Below are 19884 nucleotides of genomic sequence, written 5' to 3' on the forward strand. Positions count from 1 at the left end.
TAACAAAATTAATGGAACTTTATGCAATTAAATATGGAGAATCGCCATTCTACTATAAGTACATTTATCGTGACATGAGTAAGTCGGATAAGGAAACAACCATTGCGTGGTCTTATTATATTGCGAAGTATAATGATAAAATTATTTATATTGATACAGGGTTTCGAGATGAGACTACCGCATCTAAGTGGGGAATTACTTTTACAGACGTGGACAAAGAATTAGGGATGATCATTACAGATAAAGCAGCTGTCGATGTTGTCTTTATAACACATAGTCATTTTGACCATATTGAAAACTTGGATTTACTGGATAATCCTACTATTATTATATCTAAAATTGACTATAATTTTGCAATTAACAATGGTTCGTCTTCAATTAAAGAAAAACTTTTGAAATGTAATACAGTAACCGTAGAAGATGAATATACCTACGAGAATCTTTTTAAGTTTAAGGTTATTGGTGGACATAGCCATGGTTCATCTGTTATTTACTTTTCAAATGATAGCAAAAACTACCTAATAACTGGTGATGAATGTTACTGGATTGATAATTTAAAAAGCAATAGACCTATCGGAGTTTTCTCCAATACAGAAAATAATGAGCACTTTTTATCAAAAGCCCATAACCAAGAACTAGTCCCTTTACCTTTTCATGATCTGAAAGTATTTGAAGAAAATCCTGCGACTTCAAAGAATATAGTCAGAATAATATAGAACACATTTTTAAGTAAAATTGAAAATAGGCGATGGATCGGGTACATCGCTAGGCTGTAGTTTTTCGTTAGCTTAATCAACTACGCGTAATACCCACCCTTAGAAAGGTACTCATGATGTTCAAGATAATGTTTATATATCTTTCCGAAAACCCTGTTCGCCATGGATTGTGCTTGTTTGTCGTTCTTTAGTTTAACTACTTCATCCATCGGAGTGTTCATAGAAGTTTCTCCACTAATCAACTTAGGCAGATCTACTTCAAATGCTCCATCTAACTCCTTTAAGCAATTTCCAAATCTATACTCTGCAACCGTACCTCTGATTTTCACTAATTCAAATTCCAAACAAATTGCCATTTTATAAGCCCCACTTCTCTTTTTTAACAACACCATTTACACGTGTGATTGAAGTAACGTTCACCGTGAGGTTCGTAACAATTTAATTGTGAACAAGCTTATCGAGATAATCTAATGCTTCTTCAATTGTGTCAAAAGCTAAGTCGTGACCATTAAAAGAAATATCGAGGGGAAGAATATTCTTTCTGTTTGTTAAGCCTACTCCTATGGTAGGTACTACTTGTATTTCATAATAATTTAACTTACTATCGTTCAAACTTATCCAAAAAGTAATTCCTGATTTTTCAAAATATATATCCCAATCTAGATAAATATGAATTTCATTCATACTTCTCGTGACAAGCATGTTCAAGTCCTCAAAAATGGCAATAAACATATTTTCGTTTAATTCATTTAATCAGTAATTTTTTTTAGCTCAAAAATAGTTGCCTCTGATAACATAATAAGCCTGTTGTTATTAACAACAAAAAAAGTTAGAGTTATATATTAACTTTTGTAGAAGGGTCACTTATATTTATTACTTTTACTACATCATTAATATTTAAGTCTGGGATAACTGTTTTATATAATCTATAAAAAGAGTCAGAGTTATCGCACACCGCTGTAATTTTATTTAATGGATTTTTCAGTTCATATTGATAAATATTATAGTTTTTAAGTCCTTTTGATGAAAAAAAGTCTTTTTTAATTATTATTTCATCTCCAATAAATTTTTGCCCTGTTGGATATTCAGAAGCATCATTATATGAATTTGCAAATCCTAAAAGCTTCTCAACTTTCCAAGTTCCATAGAAATATTTTTCAGTTTCACTATCCAAATTAATAATTTCTTGATTACAATATTCGGAAATTTTAGGCTTGCTAGAAGTATTTTGAATTGATGTCATTTCAACATTTTTACAGGCCGATGTTAGCATCAACATTATCATAATACAAACCAATAGTATCTTTTTCTTACTTTTACAAATCGACATAACGAATGCCCCCTAAAATAGATGCCAGTATGATTTTTCTTATTCGACGTTATATTCTCAACTTCTCTTTATTAGAATCCCTAATTTGGGTGGTGGAAGTTGTGCTTGCCTGCCCGTTACTTCAAAAGACAAATGCAGCTGATCGTTCGCCAGTACGTTCATAATTTTCCTTACTAACTCGATCAATTCCTCTTTAATTAGCACCTTCATTACGGTCCCATCCTATAAATGATGAATAATAATTCTGCGTAGTCACCACGTTAACCTGCCCGTTACTTCAATAGACAAAGGCAACCTATTATCTTGTGCCTGCTGCCGTGTTGTGAATGAACCATTCCAAAATCAGAGACAAGCTCATGCCGTATTCCGTGATGGAGTATTCCACCTTAAGTATTGAACTAAGCGATAATCCATTGTATACTATTTAAACCGAGTAATCATATTGGAATTATTTATTTAAAGGTAAAAAGAGAAAGGGGTCCATATGATCGATTATGTATTGGCCTTCTCCGCAGGGCTCCTATCTTTTTTATCGCCGTGTGTGCTGCCGCTGATCCCGCTGTACTTCAGTCATTTGATTGGAACAAGCGTAGCCCAGATCGATTCTGGCAAGGTAAAGTTGCAGTTGTTGGTGAAATCTATTTTCTTTACTGCAGGGTTTTCGATTGTTTTTATTTTATTGGGTATTTCGGTAGGGACGATTAGCAGTTTGCTTTCGGATTATTTGGACTACATCCGGCGTGTCGGTGGGGTGTTGATTATCCTTTTTGGACTGCATATGACCGGGTTGCTCAAGTTTAAATTTTTGTACATGGAAAAAAGATGGCTTTCACTGGGCAGGGCAAGCAGAAGTGGGAACGGAAGCGTAAGCTCTCTCCTGCTTGGCATGGCATTCGCTGTTGGATGGACACCTTGCATAGGTCCGATCTTATCCTCCATTCTCCTATATGCGGGAAGCTTGGAGACGATTGGACAGGGCGTGCTGATGCTAGTGCTGTATTCGCTTGGATTTGCCTTTCCAATCGTGCTCGCGGCTATTTTTGTCGGAAATATTACCGGTTATATCAAGAAGATCTCCAAATATATCCCAGTGATCTCCTTGATCAGTGGCCTCATTATGATCTTGATAGGTATTCTGGTATTCACGGATAAACTGGAGGTTCTCAGCAAGTATGGCAGCCTGTTTAATCTATGAAGGAGAGTAGAGAGATGAAGAAAAATATAATCATTTGGGGCATCGCCCTAGCGCTGCTCCTCTCCGCCTCATACATCACCCGTCATTACAAGATTAGTGAGCCCGACACGGCTGCAGGTTCGCATGAGATCCAAACGGTTGATTTCACTTTAACCGATTTGGAAGGCAACCAGGCGGCTTTGCAGGATTATCGAGGGAAACAAGTATTCATCAATTTTTGGGCGACTTGGTGTTTGTTTTGTGTGGAAGAGATGCCGGACATGGAGAAAATTCAACAGGCATACAAGGATCAAAACGTGGTCGTGCTGGCGATAGCGGTTGGAGAAGATCGCAAGGAAGTAAGCAGCTATTTGCAAAATAAAGGATATACATACCGAATCTTATTGGATCCGGATAAAAACGTCACGCAAGCTTACGAAGTCAATTCGATCCCGACCTCGGTCTTCATTGATAAGGAAGGCCATGTGTCGGATAAACGCATAGGCGCAATGAATGAGGAGCAGATGCGTGCTGCGATAGATCGTATGCTTGCGAACGGTAAGAAATAATAATGCAAGATGTGGCTGCCGATGGAGGAACGCTCCGTATGCGGCCTTGCTTCGTTCATAACGACCTCTTTTAACAGCCCCCTCCTGCCGACCTTGCATACGAACAAACTGAATACTAACGAGCAAGGACTAGCAGGAGGAATTTCGGATTTTTCTAACGTCCTAGGTATGGTCAACAGCTTCCCCCGATGCCGGGTAGTGCCTTGATGGTAATACCGTGAGGCGTTGAGCCTACTTTGATTCGCTCACCCACTTTACGGGTTGCCTTATCGATCACGACAACCTCGTTCGAACCGCTTAGGGTTACATAGGCTTTCGTCTGCTGGCGATTGAACGAGATGTGTCGGGCTCCGGTCAGCCCGGTAATCGTCTCAACCGGCTTGCCTGCTGCTAGGTCGACGAAGGTAACGGCGCTGCCTTCCATTGAGGTGACGATCGCCGTATTCCCTTCCTCGGTGACGACGACGTCGGTCGCCCCGGCAGCTGCTGCGATTTTCGATTCCAGCTTGCCTGTTTCCGTGCTGTATACTTCCAGAGTGCCGTCGCCAGCAGCCGGGACGAACAGTCTTTTGCCGTCGTCGCTGACTTTGATCGCGCGAGGCGTTTTGCCGGTGGCGATCGTCTGCAATAGTTGCTTCGTTTTCACGTTGACGACATATACCTTGTTATTCTCATGATCGCTGACGTACAACTTATCTCCGAACAAGCTCATATAGTTGGTTTTGGCGCCCGTGCCGAGATCGATTGTGCCGGCTTCCTTTCGTTCCTTGGTATCGATTAAATAAACGAACTGGTCGGCTACTGCTGCTACGTACAGCGTCCTGTTGTCCGGCGAGAGCACCATACCGTGCGGCATCGGCCCTACTGTAATTTCCTTTTCAACTTTAAGGGTTTGCGTATTGATGATAGAGACGGAGCTGCTGTGCATATTGGCCGCATAGGCTTCCCGCATCGTACTGGAAAAGACCACAGTCGACGGCGCTTCAGACAGCTTGACCTTGCCTACGACTTTGCCGGTTGGGATGTCGATGACCGACAGATTGTTGTCTTTTTCGCTGGGTACATAGAATTGTACCGCCGTTAGCTTGCCTGCGTCCCCCTGAACGGAACCAGACGATGCCTCTCCGGTTGGGCCGCCTCCGGCTTGTAGCCGAACCGCAGCCTGTTCCTTTGTCTCCAAAGCGCATCCGCCGAGTAGCAGGACACAGGCAATACTTAGGAGGGTGATCGGTGTGAATCTTCTCATTGGTCTGAATACCCCGCTTTTCTTAATCTGGAAAATAATCCTTGTAATACACTAGGAATAGTTGTATTATACGGTGGAACTCACTACATTGGCAAGAAATAAACAAACAAAGAATTGAGGGGGAGATTTTTCCATGAGGGGCAAATTGACAATTATTTCATTAGCATTATTAGCGGGGTTAGTAACTGGCTGCGGCAGCAAGGCCGGGAGCAGCCCTACAAATGCAACGGGAAGCGGCACTGTAGCTACTCCGACTCCGATCGCATCGGCGACAACCTATCCGAATGCCCAACTGCTGGCCGACGTGAAATGGGTCGAAGAGCATGCGAAAGATCCGAATGTTAAAATTATTGATGCGCGGTCTAAAGGCTATGAACAGGGACATATTCCGGGAGCTGTTTCGCTGAATGCGGGTCTTCTGAAGGATTCCAAGAATAACACGATCGTCTCGAATACCGCGTTTACCGAGCTGTTCCAGAAAGCAGGCGTCAACAGCGACTCCGTCGTAGTGCTCTACGATGAAGGCGGAGCGGGAAACGGGGCAACCCGAATTTTTTACGGTCTCGAGTATTATGGCTTGAAGGATAAAGTCAAGATACTGAACGGCGGTATCCTAGCTTGGACTGGCGCTGGCAAAGAGCTTTCGACGGATGTTCCGACGGCTGCAAAGGGCAACTTCACGGCGCAAGCTAACGATAAGCTGATCACGACGAAAGCGCAGCTGCTGGCTGCCAACCTGGCCCAGTGCACGATTGTCGATACTCGATCCGCCAAGGAGTTTACAGGCGAAGACCTTCGAGGGAACAAGAACGGAGGCCACGTCAACGGTGCCATTAATACCGAATGGAGCGAGGCTATCGATCAGAAACCGGCGGACGGCGTGCCGAAGTTCAAAAACTACAAAGAATTAACGGAGATTTATACGAAAGCCGGCATAACGGATAAAGAAAAAACGATTATCCCTTACTGCCAGACGAACATTCGCGGCGCCCATACCTACTTTACCTTGAGATTGCTCGGATTTAAGGACGTTCGTCCGTACGAGGGCTCCATGGCGGAATGGGCGAATGCGGACGATGCTCCGCTCGTGAAGTAAAGGAGTGGTGAGATGGCACAGCAAATAGAGGAAGTGTCTCACCTGGACTGGTGGGAATTGAAGGAAGTGCTGGAGGCTAAAGAGCGAACGGCTATCGTGATCGATGTACGTGAAGCGGAGGAATACGAGGAGGCTCACATCGAGGGCCTTCCGCTCATTCCGATGGGCGATATCATAGAATGGACGGAACATCTGGATCCGCAGCGTGAGTATATATTCGTCTGCAGGAGCGGACGCAGAAGTCTGGAAGTGGCCAAATATTTTCAAAACAACGGTTTCAGCAAGGTGCACAATTTTCTTGGCGGCATGTTAAGCTGGATCGCCGAAGGCAATGAGATATCACAAGGTTCGGGGCAACCGATCGAAAGCTTCGAACTGCCTCGAATCAAGAAGGGAGATAACGCACAATGAGCTTGAGCGAGAAGGAACTATTGGCCCTAAAACCGGATCATATTGTGGATGCGATCGGAGAAGTATGCCCGCATACGTTGAATTTAGCTTTGGACGTGTTGAAGAGAGCCAAGTCCGGTGAAATCGTGGTAGAAGTGACCGATCACAGCATCGCGACCAAAACGATCCCGGCTGCCGTTAAAATGAACAAAATCGGGGAGTTTCTTGGGGTAACAAAAAAAGGTGGAGAATATCACATCTTCATCAAGAAAGCATAACTTTGAAGTACAAGGTGGTTGACACAGGTGGCATATACTTGGGACGTTTTTTTGCTGGCTGCCTTCTTCGGCTTTGCGTACGGATTTCTTTTGCAGAAGGCAGACTTTTGTTTTGTCGCTTCAATCCGCGACTGGATCAGCGTCAGAGATACGCGCATCCTTAACGGCGTGTTGGTGCTGATTGGCACCTCGCTGCTCGGATGGATGCTCGTCATGCTGCTCGGAGCGAGAGGAATCTCTGACCTGTGGACCGTACCGGTAAGCTGGGGGAATTTGCTTGGCGGCGTTTTGTTCGGTATCGGCATGACGGTCGCCGGCGGATGCGGCTCCGGTACGCTGTACCGTTGCGGGATGGGCTACGTGCAATTCTGGATTGTACTCGTTTGCGCGATCGCAGGCAACCTGCTGTTCGCACTGGTGTACGATCCGTGGGGACACGATGTACTCGAACCGCTGACGATTGCCGAATCCGGTTATACGCTGTTCAATCTGCCGCTGCCGGTTTGGGTTTTACCAACTGCGATCGTGATTGTCATGATCGGCATTTCTATAACGCGCTTCGGCGTCAAGGGTTTCTTCCAAGGCTTCAGAGAAGCGTTAACCGACTGGGAGCGAAATCCGTTCAAGCAATCGCATTGGGACATCCGTCTTGTTGCGTTCCTGATCGGAGTTACGGCCACCGTGCAGTTTGCGCTTATGTCCAACGTCGGCATCACGGGACCCGAAACGCGTATCGGCGCAGTTGCGGTCGCTCAGGTGTTCGGTAACGACTTCGTAATCAATAACACATATCTCAATGCATTATTCGCCGATTTCCCTAAAGTCGGACTCGGGCCGGAGGAAACACTCGTCATATTCCTCGTCATCGGCTCGTTGGCCGCCGCGCTGCTTAGCGGCAGCTTCAAGCTCCGGTGGCCGCGCAAATCGCGCCTGCCCGCCGCCATGATCGGGGGGCTGGTGATGGGCGTTGCCTCGCGGATCGCTCCGGGCTGCAACATAGCCAACGTGATTACCGGCGTAGGCGGGCTTTCAATCAGCAGCGTGCTCGTTTTGATCGGGATGATCATCGGGATTTTCATCGTAGTGGCTTACGTATTCAAAATGCCGATGATGTTGTTCCAGAAAGACGATTCCTTTGGTGCATAAAATCGTAAAACGAGAGTTGATTCATTATGCATGGCCAGGTTGCCGACAGCGTTCGGTGGCCAGGGGCAAAGATCAACTATAAAAGCGAAAATAAGGGAGCCCCTAATGGGCTCCCCTTATTACTAGTTCATCACGATAACAACAGCTGTGATCAATTATCGCTTTCACCTTTTCCCAAACCCATTCCTAATTTAACCTGCTCTTTATTTAAAAACAATCACCTTTATTCCGAATGTTGCCAGAGTTGAACAAAGGCTACCGTTTGTGCCATTTGAGTTGGTTATTGAGCTCTCGTTCTTCGTTAATATTCGAAAGGTTACTTTACTCTCCTATCCGTTATTGCCTTAAACTCCCGTTACTTGAATGAAAAAGGGTTGCCATTTAATTTTCTTTTAAACTAACCAGAGTGTTTCATAATAAAAGGCAACCAATCCACCTGGGTTGGCTGCCTTACTATGATGTTATTGAACTATAGTTTCCCGTTAGCGCAATTCCAGCTTCAATTAATTGATGTGATTTAACTTACTGTAAATGTTAAGTAGTATATAATACATATCCTTCGATTCTTCATCCTTTAATAAATTCTTCTTGAAGATCAACCACTCGGTCAGCATGTCGTTGCCAATTATATCCGATAATTTAAATTCTTCCATACCCGTACAGAAATGTGCAACAACTTTACTTTCAATCTGTAAGTCAAAATTATCGTGACCGTTTGCAGTAAGGTCTTCTCTTAGGCTTCCTTCATAGTAAATATCAATAACCCTTTCAATAAAGTTAGTGTTGTTCATTTTAAAAAAGGTCTTCAGGTTCTGCCTTAGAACATTTTTGGGTTTCAAAGATGGTTCCTCCCAAAATTATTGTTATGTTAGATTGGAAAAGCTTATTGCGTATTCCTGCTACGATCAATTTCGCGACAGCCTCACTTTATAGTTTGTCAAACTAAAGTTCCCAGATAGTTCAATCAAACTATATTCTACGCTCCCGATCCAACTCTAAACACAACGATCTCAAGCTTTCAGCCACAGTTTGGTGAGCTGTGTCTATGACTATGTGATCTCTGTCCCACATATCGTACTGTCGGTTCCTGACCTTCTCCCACGTCGGTAGAACTAAACCAGGAATATCGGCAATACGTGTTTCGATTCGTTGCTTGTGTTCATAATCATCAGAGCAGACCACTTCAATTTCCACAAACGGAGTTTCAAGAGCTTCCGCCACATTGCGCCAAGCTTGGCGCGTTACTTGAATGGGATTAACAGTATCTGCTATCACGTCAAGACCCAACCGGAGATTCTGCGATGCAATTGCATAACACACGATATATCCAGCAGGTCCATCAACCCACGTTCCAGCGGCCCGCATAGCTTGCTCCACGACATCGACCCGGAGATATGTCGCCTGCAACTCTCTTGCCAAAGCTGATGATAATGTGGACTTCCCGGTGCCTGGCAAACCGCTAAATATATAGAGCATTAAGCTCACCTCCTTGAAAAAATAAAACGCATAAATCCTCGTTTTAATATTAGAAACTGGGTGCATGCACAGCAGTCTGCTCCCTGTTTATTGTGCTAAAGTTCTCCGTTAGATTCCTGTAGATGGATAAATTTCAGCTTTGTAAAAAAACGAGCGCCTCTGTACGATGGAAGTACGCTACGGGTCAAAAGCCCTTTAATTCCATCATCCAGGAGGACGCATTGGAATTTATCAATTTGACTTTCATAATAGCATTGAAAGCATGTTACATTATTAATTGTTTCTTACTTCGTATTATGATCATTTTGTTCGCTCTACAGAATACAGAAAAAATTCCATATCTATATTCCTAAAATTCTTAGTATCTTTATCAATAATATTCATACCGTTTCGAACAGCAACTTTTTGAGGGGCTATATTTGTGTCCCTAATAATAGAATAAACGCTATTTTCATTAAGAACTAAAAAAGCATATTCCTTGCAAGCAATTGCCGCTTCTGTTGCGTAACCTTTGTGCCAATACGCTTTTTGAAACAAATATCCTATTTCCAAAATTTCTTTTTCTCTCCAGCCTTGCATTGTCAAGCCACATTGACCAATCATTTCGTTTGTTTCTTTTAATACAACAGCCCAAAGTCCAAAACCATATTCTTCATATCTTTTAAGATGTCTGTTAAGCCAATTTTGTGCTTCTTCTAAGCTGAATGCACTTTCATAAGCGGCACGCATTACTTCCTCATCACACAATATTCTGCACAATGCATCATAGTCGGACTGCGCCATTTCTCTAATTATAAGACGTCTTGTTTCTAACAAAAATCTCCCACCTTTCTATTTTCCTGTTAGGTTCCATCAAATTTTCATTAAGGGCTTGAAGTATTCACGAAGTGATTAATCAATTAGTTATCCTTCAACTAATCGATAAAATCTGATGTCACCTTTTTCTGTTTCGGCTATCAATATGTCATTTCGCTCTTTGACACGGAATAACTTTGTTCCCACTTCCAGTTTATTTGCTGTTCCGTTTTTAAAATCTTTATCATTATTACTTCGGTGTCTGATTTCAGTTACTTGGACGTCCTTGGTTAATTTTAACTCATCTACCCAAGGAACTCCTGCAATATAAATGGTATCTTTATACATGAAAATACTAGCTTTCAAATCCATTCTTAAAACTTCTTGTGCAGTTGGATTTCCAATTGTTTGAGTATCACTCTGCTGTTCTGAATTCTGCTTGGGGGGTTCTTTACCGCAACCAATCAACAAAGCAAAACTACAAATAACAACATAAATAATCATCCTTTGCACCAGATTGTATCTCTCCTTTACAAATCCATTAATTGAAATTGAGACGTGGAAAGCCTCACGAATGTTGCAGCTTTTATTTAACTATCCTCGTTAACGGGGAATAGGCAGCCAGTTGATGTTGGCTGCCTGGTTATAGTCGGTATTACGCTATAGTTTCTGAATAGTGGAATAAATAAAGATATGCGATTCATGCCAAAACGTTAGAAAGACCCACAAACGATTGTTTGCAGGGCCACTCCTCTATCATCGACTATTTCTCTTCGATTGGCGTATAAATCTCTAGCTCACTTTCAGGTGAAGTCGGATTAAATCTTTCGTCCATCAACTCCACTACCCAACCTTTAGTATGTTTATAGCCATTTTCATCAATCCAACGGTTAATAGAACCATAAGCATCACCTATTTTCCATATCTCACCTTTATGCGTATAGACAGCATAAGTGCAAACAGGCGTGATCTGGCTTACCATTCCTTGTGGAATAGAACCAATCTCTGTGACTTGAGCGGTTGTATAGTAAATTCCAAGGTTGTCGGGTGCATAATTACCTGGCTGGTATAGAGCTAATTTTTCGCCAGTTCGATTTTGGATTTCCTCCATACGACTTAATAAAGAATCAAATGATTGCGGAATTACGGTTGAGTATTCTGAATACTTCGCTTCATGCCTTGTTCCAACTGCTGAGAATCCTCTTTTGACCACTCTACAGGTGTTTATTTTTCCACCACTACTTAACCACTCCCATTACGGAAATTATACCCAATTAAATATAACGAATATACGTTCGACTGCAAAGGACAATTTCACTGAATATCAGGCTGAAGAATGCTGCCCAATCGTGAAGCTGCCGACTCCCTTAAGCGACACTCCATTGCCAATGCTATAAATCCTTGTAAAAAGTGCAGGTTTACAGCCAATCTATACTTAGATTAATTACTTAAGATCATTTTTGTCTTGCAACTTCTTCTCCTCATGATATTCTTCCCATAGTGGAGTGATGTGTTTTTCTAATGCCTTTACTACCTCATCTCTTCGGCTTTCTTCAACATTGACTGTGTCATTTAAAATCTCATTTCTAATTCGTATGAGAACAAATAAAGGGGGTAATGCAGCCTCACGAAAAGCCTTAATCATGTTTTCTTCTTGTAGGGTAATATCCATAACGTATCCTCTTTCCTTTATTGTAGATTTCAGCTTAAGATGCTTTCATTATAAACCTTGACTTTAGTGTTAGGGTCAAGAGGGAGCAAGTTATTTGCCCACGCGGCTGCCCTTCGGATGATTAACTTAACGTTCCTCGTTAGAGGTTAATACACTCGATTTCCTCTCTCGAAGCGCAACGAGGCTGCCGATCTATACCGGCAGCCTCGTATTGGTTGTTTAAACCAATGGGTAATCAACTACAATAACATTTTCCAGTATACCATCCAGCGATTTAACAAATTCCTGATGAACGGGATGCGGACCATATGAACGCAGCGACGCAAGGTCTTCAAACGTTACCCGTAATCCGAGAGTATAGCCCTTTATATTTTCCGTTTCTTCAGTTACGTTGATGCCTGCACTTATATCAACTATCCCGGGGATACGATCCCGAAACGATAACAATTGATCCAGCAATTCCTGTTGCTTGGTTGGCGTGACATTAGTATTAAACTTGAATACAACGAGATGTTCGTACATGCTAATTTGCTCCTTTTTATGCTTAATGTTGTGGTGCTCCTTAAGAAAGCCATCGAGCCAATCTTCTGAATAATCAAGAACTCCGAAATCACTAGGGATAACCGTAGTTTCAAGCTCCATCACCCACAAGCATACAATATTTGGTCAAGAGACCTCAAGTTGCTGGAAGCTAGTGGATGGACTAAAATCAACACTTGCCTCGTGAATTTTAGCCATCATCATCCCCATTTTTCGGATGGACTCCTCTGAAAGTCCCCCTCTTTCAACGCGCTCTCCCTCGATCCATTTCAACATGGTCGCATAAAACCGTTGACCGCTGTTTGTCGCTGCATCCGTGATGAATGCTCCTTCTCGATTAGATACGGAGTCCGGCACGATTAAACCCTTGCGCTTCAATGCCGACATCCATTCTAATTCATAGATGGATTCCTCGTGTTGTTTGCACGCGGGGTGAATGCGTAGTAGAAACTTATCTCCCCTGTCAGATTCTATACGGAAGGTGGCATGTTCGGATACTTGGATGAAGGTAATGGAGTACCAGTCTAATTCGTTTTGACTTTTCATAATTGTAACAGTCAAGATCCCTGTCATCACAGATCTATCATACCATATATTGGAACTATATTAGGCTGCGCTTACTCATTTACTATCTCAATATAAAACGAAAAAGAGCAGCTAGGAAGCATGCTCCTCAACTATAGTTCCTAGATAGTTTAATAACGGTCAAATCACAGCATCAATGTACTTCTACAACCACGCTGCCGAATAACTTTTCATCTACATAAGCTTCTAATCTCCATAACCCTTTTGAAGATAATGACATCGTTGATGGCATTTTACCTACCTTATCATTATCTTTTATAGCAGTATTTGGGATACCAATTCCACCCTCAAAAATATCCGCTTTTTCTCCAGTTTGTTTGCTAACTCCAATCTTTACTTTTTTGCCAAATAAATTTTGTGTTTCTTGTGGTGTTTCAGCCCAAAAATGCCACATATACTTTTGTTTTTTACCAGGATAAAACCGAAGTACATCTTTATCGTCATAAATAAATCCGATCTTGCCTTGTTCGCCTATCATCATATAATCGTCGTTGTTAAATATGCTACTTACTTGCCATGACTCATCAACTACATTTGGACTTTCCTTGATAACTACGTTGGTATCAGTATTAGAACAACCGATTAAGAAAATCAGCAAAACTATATAACCTAATCTTGATCTCATAATGCCACCTCCTGTTATAAGACAAAAGTTTACCCACTAGCATCTTCTAAACTTATCACAATTACCAACTTTTAACAATTTGTCAATTCCGATTTACTGCCTGTTCAATAAAAAAAGAAGCTTCATCGCGGCAACGCTAAAATGCTGCCCTTTATTTCAATGAAATAGGGACTGTTCAGACTGCGCAGCAGATGACGATTTCTATTTTTGAAAATTATTACATTTTTTTATCTGGAGACAAAGTTAAGAGTACACAATGTGCATTCAAGTTTAAAAACGTAGTTCTAACATCTCCAATTCCATTTATGAAGATGCTCGAGATAATCAACATGAACGATGATCATGACAACTGAATCGACAGAATAATAAAATCGCCCCCCGCCTAGCGAAAGGGCTAAGAATGAGGACGATCTTATTGGTTTTACCTATACCGCTAAGGCTGAATCTCAAAATAATCGAAGTCGGCGTTGATTGCGGGCGTTCCCGAGCCACTGTGCTGCGCGTGAAGGCCGACCCTCGGATTTGGGAGTGTTACGCCCGTTACAGCCGAACCAATTGGTGTCCAGACTAAGCCATCGATGCTATAGTAGCCCGTGTATGTCGTGCCAGATTTCACTAATTTTAAGTAAATGCGGCCTCCCGCTGTCGTTGGTACAGCTATTGTCTGCTGGGTGCCGACACCACTAGTTTCCTTCACAATTCGTAGCTTATCACCGGTATTGTATGCTCGTTCAACCTTGAAATAGTTATCGTCGTCCGAGTACACAATTAATCCAGCGCTTTGGTAATTCATGGTTGGCGTAAATTCGAGCTTCGTAGTTAAAGTGTAGTCGTTAGAGGCTGGCGTTTGAAGCAGTATATCTTTCTCCGTACCGCTGGTTGCCCAGAGATCCCCTGTATCACTAGTAATTCGGAAGCTTCCTGGCTTCGCGCTCAGGCTCGTATGACCGGTGACTGGATTCAAAATGGTCCACTGGCTGCCAAGATCCGTACCATTGAAGCGGTCGGACTTCGTTAACGGTGAAATGCGGAAGTCGTCAAAATCGGCATTGATCGCTGCCGCGCCGCCACTTCGCTGAGCATGCAGTCCCACCTGCACAGGGGCCGCCAATTGTATAGTTTCTGGTACGCCGATAATCGTCCATGATATTCCGTCCACGCTGTAGTAACCAGTAAAACTGCCCCCTGCTTTGACCAGCTTCAAGTAGACCAGATTGCTACTAATGGGATCCGAAGCGATCTGTTTTCCTGTACTTGTCGTGCCGTTCTCTCTTATAAGACGGAAGACATATCCGCCCTCTGCAACGTTATAAGCACGTTCGACCTTGATGTAGTGATCGTCATCCGTATAAACCAGCAGACCGGCACTTTGATAATCAGCAGTCGGTTTGAAGGAAAGTCGGGTTGTCAGCGCAAAGTCTTCGTAAGGAGCCGACTGAACAAGCAGGTTTTTCTGGGTGTTGCCTGTTTTCCATATATCCGATGTGGTGACAGCGGAGATCCGAAGTTTGCCCGGAGCAGCGGTCAAGCTCCAGTTCGCCGGCTCTTCACGTATCCAACTCCAATCGGGATTGAGAGTCGTCTGACCGAAATCATCAGTCCGGTTGTTTATATTGACGAGTCGGATATCATCGAAGGAAGCTTTGCCGTTCATAGAGCCAAAGCCATACAAGCCTCCCTGGAATTCAGAATCTGATGCTCTGATCATCGTTTTGTTATCGAAGCGGATTATGATAGATCCGTTCCTTCCATCACGTTCAATAGCTATGTTATGGAAGGCATTGTCGCTCAGCCAGTCGATGCCGTTTGAATCGGCTAAAATGGCAGCTGAACCTCCTTTGACCTTATAAAGCCTAACGCTGGCGGCGCTATTATCCAAATGGAGGAAATAATAATTATTCGCATCCTGATAATCGAATAGGACAACAGCATTGGCATTGGGGGATATCATGACATCATCCCCTAGCTTAGCTTTTAACGACAGATTATACCGATCCACTGCAGCATCACTACGCAGTGCATATTCTCCCGGCCGCCCACCGCTTTGCACCGCATATCCGGTAGCTGTAATCGAATAGGCATTGCCACTACCATTTGCGCTGACTGCCCAACGACTTGTATTCAGCGGCGTCCAACCTATAGTAGGTGTCGTACCTTCGAAGTCGCTAGACAGAGGCTTAATACCAGGTGACACCGTCAGTTCGATGCTCCAATCCGCTACATCGTATGCTGTATCACTGTTTCGGTTTGTGACGAATGCAAGCACGTCACCCTTTGCAACCGTGATGGTCTCGGATATCGCATACCCGGTTGTGTCTGCCTTATCGACCGTCTGCCAGCCCGAGGTCGGCCATACATTACCTGTATTCTTTAATAGCTTCACACGAAAGCCGTCACCCTGCACATAGGTGTCATGACTCGCTACATGGGCCATTACTTGTAATGTACCGTCTGTTGGCGCAACCCACTTCTGCACAGCATCAGTTGATGAACCCGGTATAACATAGTTCGAAGTAATGATTGGATCGCTGCTGTCGCCAGACCAATGTGGTGTAAGCAACTGAGTGACATTGAAATAATCAAAATCCGCGTTTGCAGTAATAGCTGTGTTCGTATTCATAGCTGCAAGTCCAATACGGGGTGCATCCAAAGGGATATGGAAAGAGCCGCTAAGTTGTGTCCAATCGGTTCCGTTTCCACTGTAGAAAGCTGTCAAGATCGGACCGACCTTCTTAAGTCGCAGATAAACGTCCGATGAGCCGAATGTGTCTGCGGCGAAAATACCGGAATCGCGGAAAATCGTCTGTGGATCCTTCTGGTATTCACGGATAAAGCGGATGATTTTCCCGCCGTTCGTGCTATTGTAAGCCCGGTCTAACTTGATATAGTTGTCATCATCGACATACAGGATAAGCCCTGCAGACTGATAGTTGACCGTATTGTTGAAGGACACCTTCGTCTCCGCAATGTAATCTGGATATGCAGCACGCTGCAGCAGAATATTGTTTTGGTTATTGCTTCCCGCCCATGTATCACCGGGCTCGGTAACAATGCGCAGCTTACCCGGTGCTGCTGTCAATGACCAGTTCGTCGTCGGTGGCTTAGCCCATTGCCACTGGCTGCCCAGCGAAGTAGAAGCGAATGAATCTGATCCTACCGTGCCTGTTCCTGTACTAGCGGTAGACCAAGTAAGCGGCGAACTAGCAAACGCGTCCTTATCATAGAACCAGCCGTCTGCACCTTGTATGCCTTCAAAATCGCGATCAGCCGAAGTAACGGATGTGGCTGCACGAGCAGCGAAAATATAGTCGCCATTCCGCTCAAAAGCTGTCGTTTTACCATTTACGGTTACATTTGATACGGCAGGTGCATAGATCGCGATTGCTGAGACCGGACTGCTGTCAAGCACGAGATTGCTGCCGGTTAAGTCGAGTGTCGTTCCGTTCCACTTCACACCCAGATCATCCACCCGATCCTCAGATTGAATAAGCTGGACTCCGCCTTTCTTCAACGTTTTGCCTTCTGCAATCGAAGCAGATAACAATGTGCCGGACGACAACTTCTCGATATATGCGAGTTTACCGTCATAGGCATATTCGTCGAACGAACGTTCCTTCGTTGCTGAAGCCTCATGGGATAAGTAATAATAGGCCATATTGCCTCCTGCTCCCGCATTCAGATCGATCTTGAGTGCACTGGCGGTCTCAGCCGCAACCGAAGGCGTCGTTGTGAGCCGTGTGACCTGCACATTACGGGCAACCCCAGTATCGGTCGGATACAATACCGTATCAAACGAAGCGTCGCCTGTGACGGTTTTCCCATATTTGCCGAATTTCATATTTGGGACACTTGTACGGTCGTAATAGCCATCGTTCAGCGAAGCAGTCGTAAGCGCCGTTGGATCTGCGGGAACGATCTGGATGTTCGGCTCACTGGCAAAATGAGAATTGATCTTTTTCGTAACCGGATCGAGTGTCGGATTCGCACCAGGCAGCATATGCCAGTTCACTTCGTAGCTGTTAGTGCCGCTGCCTGCCACCCGGTCCGATACGATCCAGTAGCCCGGTTTTAAGAACAGAACGCTTCGTGTATGTGCAAAGCCAGGTGTCGCATATGTTGTACCTTCAGTAAAATCAAAGGAATCGTTAGTTCGAAACCGGTCGATCGTATCGTTGTTAACACTGGAAATATCCTTATACTTGTTCTGTGACAGCCCGTTGATACGAACTGTATTGTGTGATTCGGTGCTGTTGAACTGCCAGTTCGAGACCGGATCGGAGCTCAGATAGGAGTTTACTCCCGTATCTGTCAGCAGCACTTTACCATACGCATAGGCAATGACCGCGTTCTGATCTGGATGTCCGTGCGGGCCCGCACGGTTTGTGAAGTACATATAGGAATCATCGGCATCCCAGCCGGAACGAAGCGTAACCGACAGGTTATCCGGATAGTAGCTGCTTGTATGCTTAGGCAACGAGCCGATTCTTGCCGAGTCAAGCACGCTGCCCACATACTTCAGTTCTTCGTCGCCAAAGTCGTTGCCGATCTGCTTGAGTGTGGCTGCGAAGCTGGCGTAATGGCCATCTCCATAGACAGGATCATATCCATTCGGCAGCGTCGAATCCATTTGGAAATGCGCGAGCTTCAAGATACCGTTGCGCATGGTCTGCGTGACCTCTGTACCATTTAGATCAGCTATTCTCTTCATATCATAGAACGATTGCAGTGATACCATTGTATAGTTGTAAGACCCTTCCGCATACCCACCGTCAAGTGTGAGCAGTGACGTGATCAGACTGTCCATCCGTTGGTCAGCCGTCGATTTCCACAGACTGGATTCAGCAAATTCTGGAAAATAAACCGTCGTTGCATACAGTCCTTTCGTCTCGTTGACTGCCCAGTTGAAGCCTGTATAGCCCGCCGGATCAACCGCCTGCCAATGTGCCGTCTGCCATAGCTGCTTTAAGATCGCCGTATTCGCATCTGCATCCAACGAGGGTGAGCTCCGAATAATCTCATACACACGAGGCCAGACAAAGGTACGGAAGGAGACGTCCAGACTGCGCGGATAGTTATAGGAATCGGAGAAGCCTTCCACCGTATGGCTTGTGCCGATAAAATCCAACATCAGCCGAAGCGTCTCGCTGGCATACAACTCATTTGGCGCGCCCACCGACACCGAGTTTGCGTAGGCAGCAGCCAATGGACCGAGGAACTGGAACCGACTTATGATCCAGTTATATTCGTTGAATGCCCCACTATCAGGCTGTGTCCAATTCGGGCCGGCCGCGATGCCGTTCCAGGAGAACGTATTAGCTGCTTGGTTACTCCACTTCAGCGTTGTTTCGCTCCATGAGCTGTCGGTACGGATGACGAGAATATCCATCGAGCCGGTGCCTGCCGCCATTTTGCCATAAACCTTAAGTGTCGCTGATGTAATATTGCCCGTAACACCTGATAAATCAAAAGATAGGTATGCCCTTCTCGTGTTTACGTCAAAAGAAGTGCTCGACGAAATGCCACTGTCCTGTACATACAGCAGATTGCCGCTGCCATAATTCACATCGGCATATGACCCTGGCCGTGTATAGGTATCTTTTGTAACCGTAAGTATCTGCGTTGAACCATCATCAATCTTCAGCTCTAGCACAGGTTTGTTTAAAGCCTGTTCCTTGCTGTTGAATTGAGCTAGCTTCGTATCATTCTTATAACGGCCCATGAGGTAATAATTGACTTCTTTGGCGCCATTGTTCAGCACTGATTTGACACCGCCAGTCACATCCGTCGATAGGATTGCGTCTGCAGAGCCGACTGTAAACGTATTTTCCTGATATTCCCCATAAGCTGTTAAAATGTTGTCCTTGACCACATCAGCCAAGAAGGTCCCGCTCGTCGTCAAAGGAAACGCGCCATGACCCGTACGTGTCCGGTAGTAGGATAACAAATTAGACTTTGCCAGTGTATAATTGCCTGCTTTTACCGCACTCTCCACACCGAGCAATGCGCTGCTATAGGCATAGTTGATTTTACTTGCTGTCGTCCATGTTGAAGTTCCGGCGTTCCAGACACCAAAAAACTGCTGGTCACTCATCGTGCTTGTATCTGCAAAAGCCTCCACTTTTGGAATCCAGCTTTGCGGCACATAAGTTATCATCGTAAGGATTGCTATAATTAGACTGAGTAATAGTCCCTTCTGCCATGTCCCTCGTCCCATGAATCCACATCCTTTCTTTTACAAATGGAGTT

The 19884-nt window shown here is 44.3% G+C and carries 22 protein-coding genes; 7 read left to right on the top strand and 15 right to left on the bottom strand.

Annotated features, from left to right (window positions below; genetic code table 11):
- Positions 1 to 11 precede the first annotated feature (11 nt).
- Complete coding sequence (locus AC58PV_RS01515) at positions 12 to 716, top strand: MBL fold metallo-hydrolase (RefSeq protein ID WP_497430529.1); 705 nt, start codon at positions 12 to 14, stop codon at positions 714 to 716.
- 80 nt (positions 717 to 796) lie between these two features.
- On the opposite strand, the gene AC58PV_RS01520 is transcribed toward AC58PV_RS01515, so the two are convergent.
- The 4 genes from AC58PV_RS01520 to AC58PV_RS01535 all read right to left on the bottom strand — a co-directional run bounded on the left by AC58PV_RS01520 (position 797) and on the right by AC58PV_RS01535 (position 2256).
- Complete coding sequence (locus AC58PV_RS01520; protein WP_497430530.1) at positions 797 to 1072, bottom strand: hypothetical protein; 276 nt, start codon at positions 1070 to 1072, stop codon at positions 797 to 799.
- An 82-nt stretch (positions 1073 to 1154) separates the two neighbouring features.
- Complete coding sequence (locus AC58PV_RS01525; RefSeq protein WP_497430531.1) at positions 1155 to 1418, bottom strand: hypothetical protein; 264 nt, start codon at positions 1416 to 1418, stop codon at positions 1155 to 1157.
- Positions 1419 to 1551: 133 nt separating this feature from the next.
- Positions 1552 to 2046 carry a hypothetical protein gene (locus AC58PV_RS01530; protein WP_497430532.1) on the bottom strand — a complete coding sequence of 165 codons (495 nt, stop codon included), beginning with the start codon at positions 2044 to 2046 and terminating at the stop codon, positions 1552 to 1554.
- Positions 2047 to 2103: 57 nt separating this feature from the next.
- The gene (locus AC58PV_RS01535) at positions 2104 to 2256 is read right to left on the bottom strand and encodes a hypothetical protein (RefSeq protein ID WP_497430533.1); all 153 of its coding nucleotides are present in this window, start codon (positions 2254 to 2256) and stop codon (positions 2104 to 2106) included.
- Positions 2257 to 2530: 274 nt separating this feature from the next.
- Between AC58PV_RS01535 and AC58PV_RS01540 the strand changes: the two genes are divergently transcribed.
- Complete coding sequence (locus AC58PV_RS01540) at positions 2531 to 3241, top strand: cytochrome c biogenesis CcdA family protein (RefSeq protein WP_497430534.1); 711 nt, start codon at positions 2531 to 2533, stop codon at positions 3239 to 3241.
- A gap of 14 nt (positions 3242 to 3255) precedes the next feature.
- Positions 3256 to 3789, top strand: a complete 534-nt coding sequence (locus AC58PV_RS01545; RefSeq protein WP_497430535.1) for a TlpA family protein disulfide reductase — start codon at positions 3256 to 3258, stop codon at positions 3787 to 3789.
- 172 nt (positions 3790 to 3961) lie between these two features.
- Here AC58PV_RS01545 and AC58PV_RS01550 read toward each other — a convergent pair whose 3' ends face one another.
- A complete protein-coding gene (locus AC58PV_RS01550) occupies positions 3962 to 4969 on the bottom strand; it encodes a YVTN family beta-propeller repeat protein (protein ID WP_497430536.1) in 1008 nt (335 codons plus the stop codon).
- 199 nt (positions 4970 to 5168) lie between these two features.
- Between AC58PV_RS01550 and AC58PV_RS01555 the strand changes: the two genes are divergently transcribed.
- Genes AC58PV_RS01555 through AC58PV_RS01570 form a run of 4 tightly spaced genes read left to right on the top strand, consistent with a single transcriptional unit; the run spans position 5169 to position 7945 of the window.
- Entirely contained in the window at positions 5169 to 6131 is a 963-nt protein-coding gene (locus tag AC58PV_RS01555; RefSeq protein ID WP_497430537.1) for a sulfurtransferase, read from the top strand.
- Positions 6132 to 6143: 12 nt separating this feature from the next.
- Positions 6144 to 6542, top strand: coding sequence for a rhodanese-like domain-containing protein (locus AC58PV_RS01560; RefSeq protein WP_497430538.1), 399 nt, complete (start codon positions 6144 to 6146; stop codon positions 6540 to 6542).
- Positions 6539 to 6799, top strand: a complete 261-nt coding sequence (locus tag AC58PV_RS01565; RefSeq protein WP_497430539.1) for a sulfurtransferase TusA family protein — start codon at positions 6539 to 6541, stop codon at positions 6797 to 6799. Before AC58PV_RS01560 ends, AC58PV_RS01565 begins: the two co-directional genes overlap by 4 nt.
- A gap of 27 nt (positions 6800 to 6826) precedes the next feature.
- Positions 6827 to 7945, top strand: coding sequence for a YeeE/YedE family protein (locus AC58PV_RS01570; protein WP_497430540.1), 1119 nt, complete (start codon positions 6827 to 6829; stop codon positions 7943 to 7945).
- 503 nt (positions 7946 to 8448) lie between these two features.
- On the opposite strand, the gene AC58PV_RS01575 is transcribed toward AC58PV_RS01570, so the two are convergent.
- From AC58PV_RS01575 to AC58PV_RS01620, 10 genes are all read right to left on the bottom strand, one after another.
- Complete coding sequence (locus AC58PV_RS01575; RefSeq protein WP_497430541.1) at positions 8449 to 8784, bottom strand: hypothetical protein; 336 nt, start codon at positions 8782 to 8784, stop codon at positions 8449 to 8451.
- A 130-nt stretch (positions 8785 to 8914) separates the two neighbouring features.
- Positions 8915 to 9421 carry a P-loop nucleotide/nucleoside kinase family protein gene (locus tag AC58PV_RS01580; protein WP_497430542.1) on the bottom strand — a complete coding sequence of 169 codons (507 nt, stop codon included), beginning with the start codon at positions 9419 to 9421 and terminating at the stop codon, positions 8915 to 8917.
- 300 nt (positions 9422 to 9721) lie between these two features.
- Positions 9722 to 10237: a GNAT family N-acetyltransferase gene (locus AC58PV_RS01585; RefSeq protein ID WP_497430543.1), complete on the bottom strand. Its 516-nt coding sequence runs from the start codon at positions 10235 to 10237 to the stop codon at positions 9722 to 9724.
- An 87-nt stretch (positions 10238 to 10324) separates the two neighbouring features.
- Positions 10325 to 10729: a hypothetical protein gene (locus tag AC58PV_RS01590; RefSeq protein WP_497430544.1), complete on the bottom strand. Its 405-nt coding sequence runs from the start codon at positions 10727 to 10729 to the stop codon at positions 10325 to 10327.
- Positions 10730 to 10979: 250 nt separating this feature from the next.
- Entirely contained in the window at positions 10980 to 11429 is a 450-nt protein-coding gene (locus tag AC58PV_RS01595) for a GyrI-like domain-containing protein (protein ID WP_497430545.1), read from the bottom strand.
- A gap of 231 nt (positions 11430 to 11660) precedes the next feature.
- Complete coding sequence (locus tag AC58PV_RS01600) at positions 11661 to 11888, bottom strand: hypothetical protein (RefSeq protein WP_497430546.1); 228 nt, start codon at positions 11886 to 11888, stop codon at positions 11661 to 11663.
- A 219-nt stretch (positions 11889 to 12107) separates the two neighbouring features.
- Entirely contained in the window at positions 12108 to 12530 is a 423-nt protein-coding gene (locus AC58PV_RS01605; RefSeq protein WP_497430547.1) for a Dabb family protein, read from the bottom strand.
- A 24-nt stretch (positions 12531 to 12554) separates the two neighbouring features.
- Positions 12555 to 12989: a phosphotransferase enzyme family protein gene (locus tag AC58PV_RS01610; protein WP_497430548.1), complete on the bottom strand. Its 435-nt coding sequence runs from the start codon at positions 12987 to 12989 to the stop codon at positions 12555 to 12557.
- 157 nt (positions 12990 to 13146) lie between these two features.
- Complete coding sequence (locus tag AC58PV_RS01615; RefSeq protein ID WP_497430549.1) at positions 13147 to 13638, bottom strand: DUF4871 domain-containing protein; 492 nt, start codon at positions 13636 to 13638, stop codon at positions 13147 to 13149.
- Between the two features lie 433 nt (positions 13639 to 14071).
- Entirely contained in the window at positions 14072 to 19852 is a 5781-nt protein-coding gene (locus AC58PV_RS01620; protein ID WP_497430550.1) for a beta-xylosidase family glycoside hydrolase, read from the bottom strand.
- Positions 19853 to 19884 lie beyond the last annotated feature (32 nt).

It is taken from the genome of Paenibacillus sp. J22FR83, assembly GCF_059691955.1.

Bases quoted from the DNA above. Each gene is read 5' to 3' on its own strand.
- AC58PV_RS01560 (WP_497430538.1), top strand. From the start codon at position 6,144: ATGGCACAGCAAATAGAGGAAGTGTCTCACCTGGACTGGTGGGAATTG.
- AC58PV_RS01535 (WP_497430533.1), bottom strand. From the start codon at position 2,256: ATGAAGGTGCTAATTAAAGAGGAATTGATCGAGTTAGTAAGGAAAATT.
- AC58PV_RS01545 (WP_497430535.1), top strand. From the start codon at position 3,256: ATGAAGAAAAATATAATCATTTGGGGCATCGCCCTAGCGCTGCTCCTC.
- AC58PV_RS01565 (WP_497430539.1), top strand. From the start codon at position 6,539: ATGAGCTTGAGCGAGAAGGAACTATTGGCCCTAAAACCGGATCATATT.
- AC58PV_RS01605 (WP_497430547.1), bottom strand. From the start codon at position 12,530: ATGGAGCTTGAAACTACGGTTATCCCTAGTGATTTCGGAGTTCTTGAT.
- AC58PV_RS01525 (WP_497430531.1), bottom strand. From the start codon at position 1,418: ATGCTTGTCACGAGAAGTATGAATGAAATTCATATTTATCTAGATTGG.
- AC58PV_RS01580 (WP_497430542.1), bottom strand. From the start codon at position 9,421: ATGCTCTATATATTTAGCGGTTTGCCAGGCACCGGGAAGTCCACATTA.
- AC58PV_RS01530 (WP_497430532.1), bottom strand. From the start codon at position 2,046: ATGTCGATTTGTAAAAGTAAGAAAAAGATACTATTGGTTTGTATTATG.
- AC58PV_RS01520 (WP_497430530.1), bottom strand. From the start codon at position 1,072: ATGGCAATTTGTTTGGAATTTGAATTAGTGAAAATCAGAGGTACGGTT.
- AC58PV_RS01515 (WP_497430529.1), top strand. From the start codon at position 12: ATGGAACTTTATGCAATTAAATATGGAGAATCGCCATTCTACTATAAG.
- AC58PV_RS01620 (WP_497430550.1), bottom strand. From the start codon at position 19,852: ATGGGACGAGGGACATGGCAGAAGGGACTATTACTCAGTCTAATTATA.
- AC58PV_RS01600 (WP_497430546.1), bottom strand. From the start codon at position 11,888: ATGGATATTACCCTACAAGAAGAAAACATGATTAAGGCTTTTCGTGAG.
- AC58PV_RS01615 (WP_497430549.1), bottom strand. From the start codon at position 13,638: ATGAGATCAAGATTAGGTTATATAGTTTTGCTGATTTTCTTAATCGGT.
- AC58PV_RS01540 (WP_497430534.1), top strand. From the start codon at position 2,531: ATGATCGATTATGTATTGGCCTTCTCCGCAGGGCTCCTATCTTTTTTA.
- AC58PV_RS01555 (WP_497430537.1), top strand. From the start codon at position 5,169: ATGAGGGGCAAATTGACAATTATTTCATTAGCATTATTAGCGGGGTTA.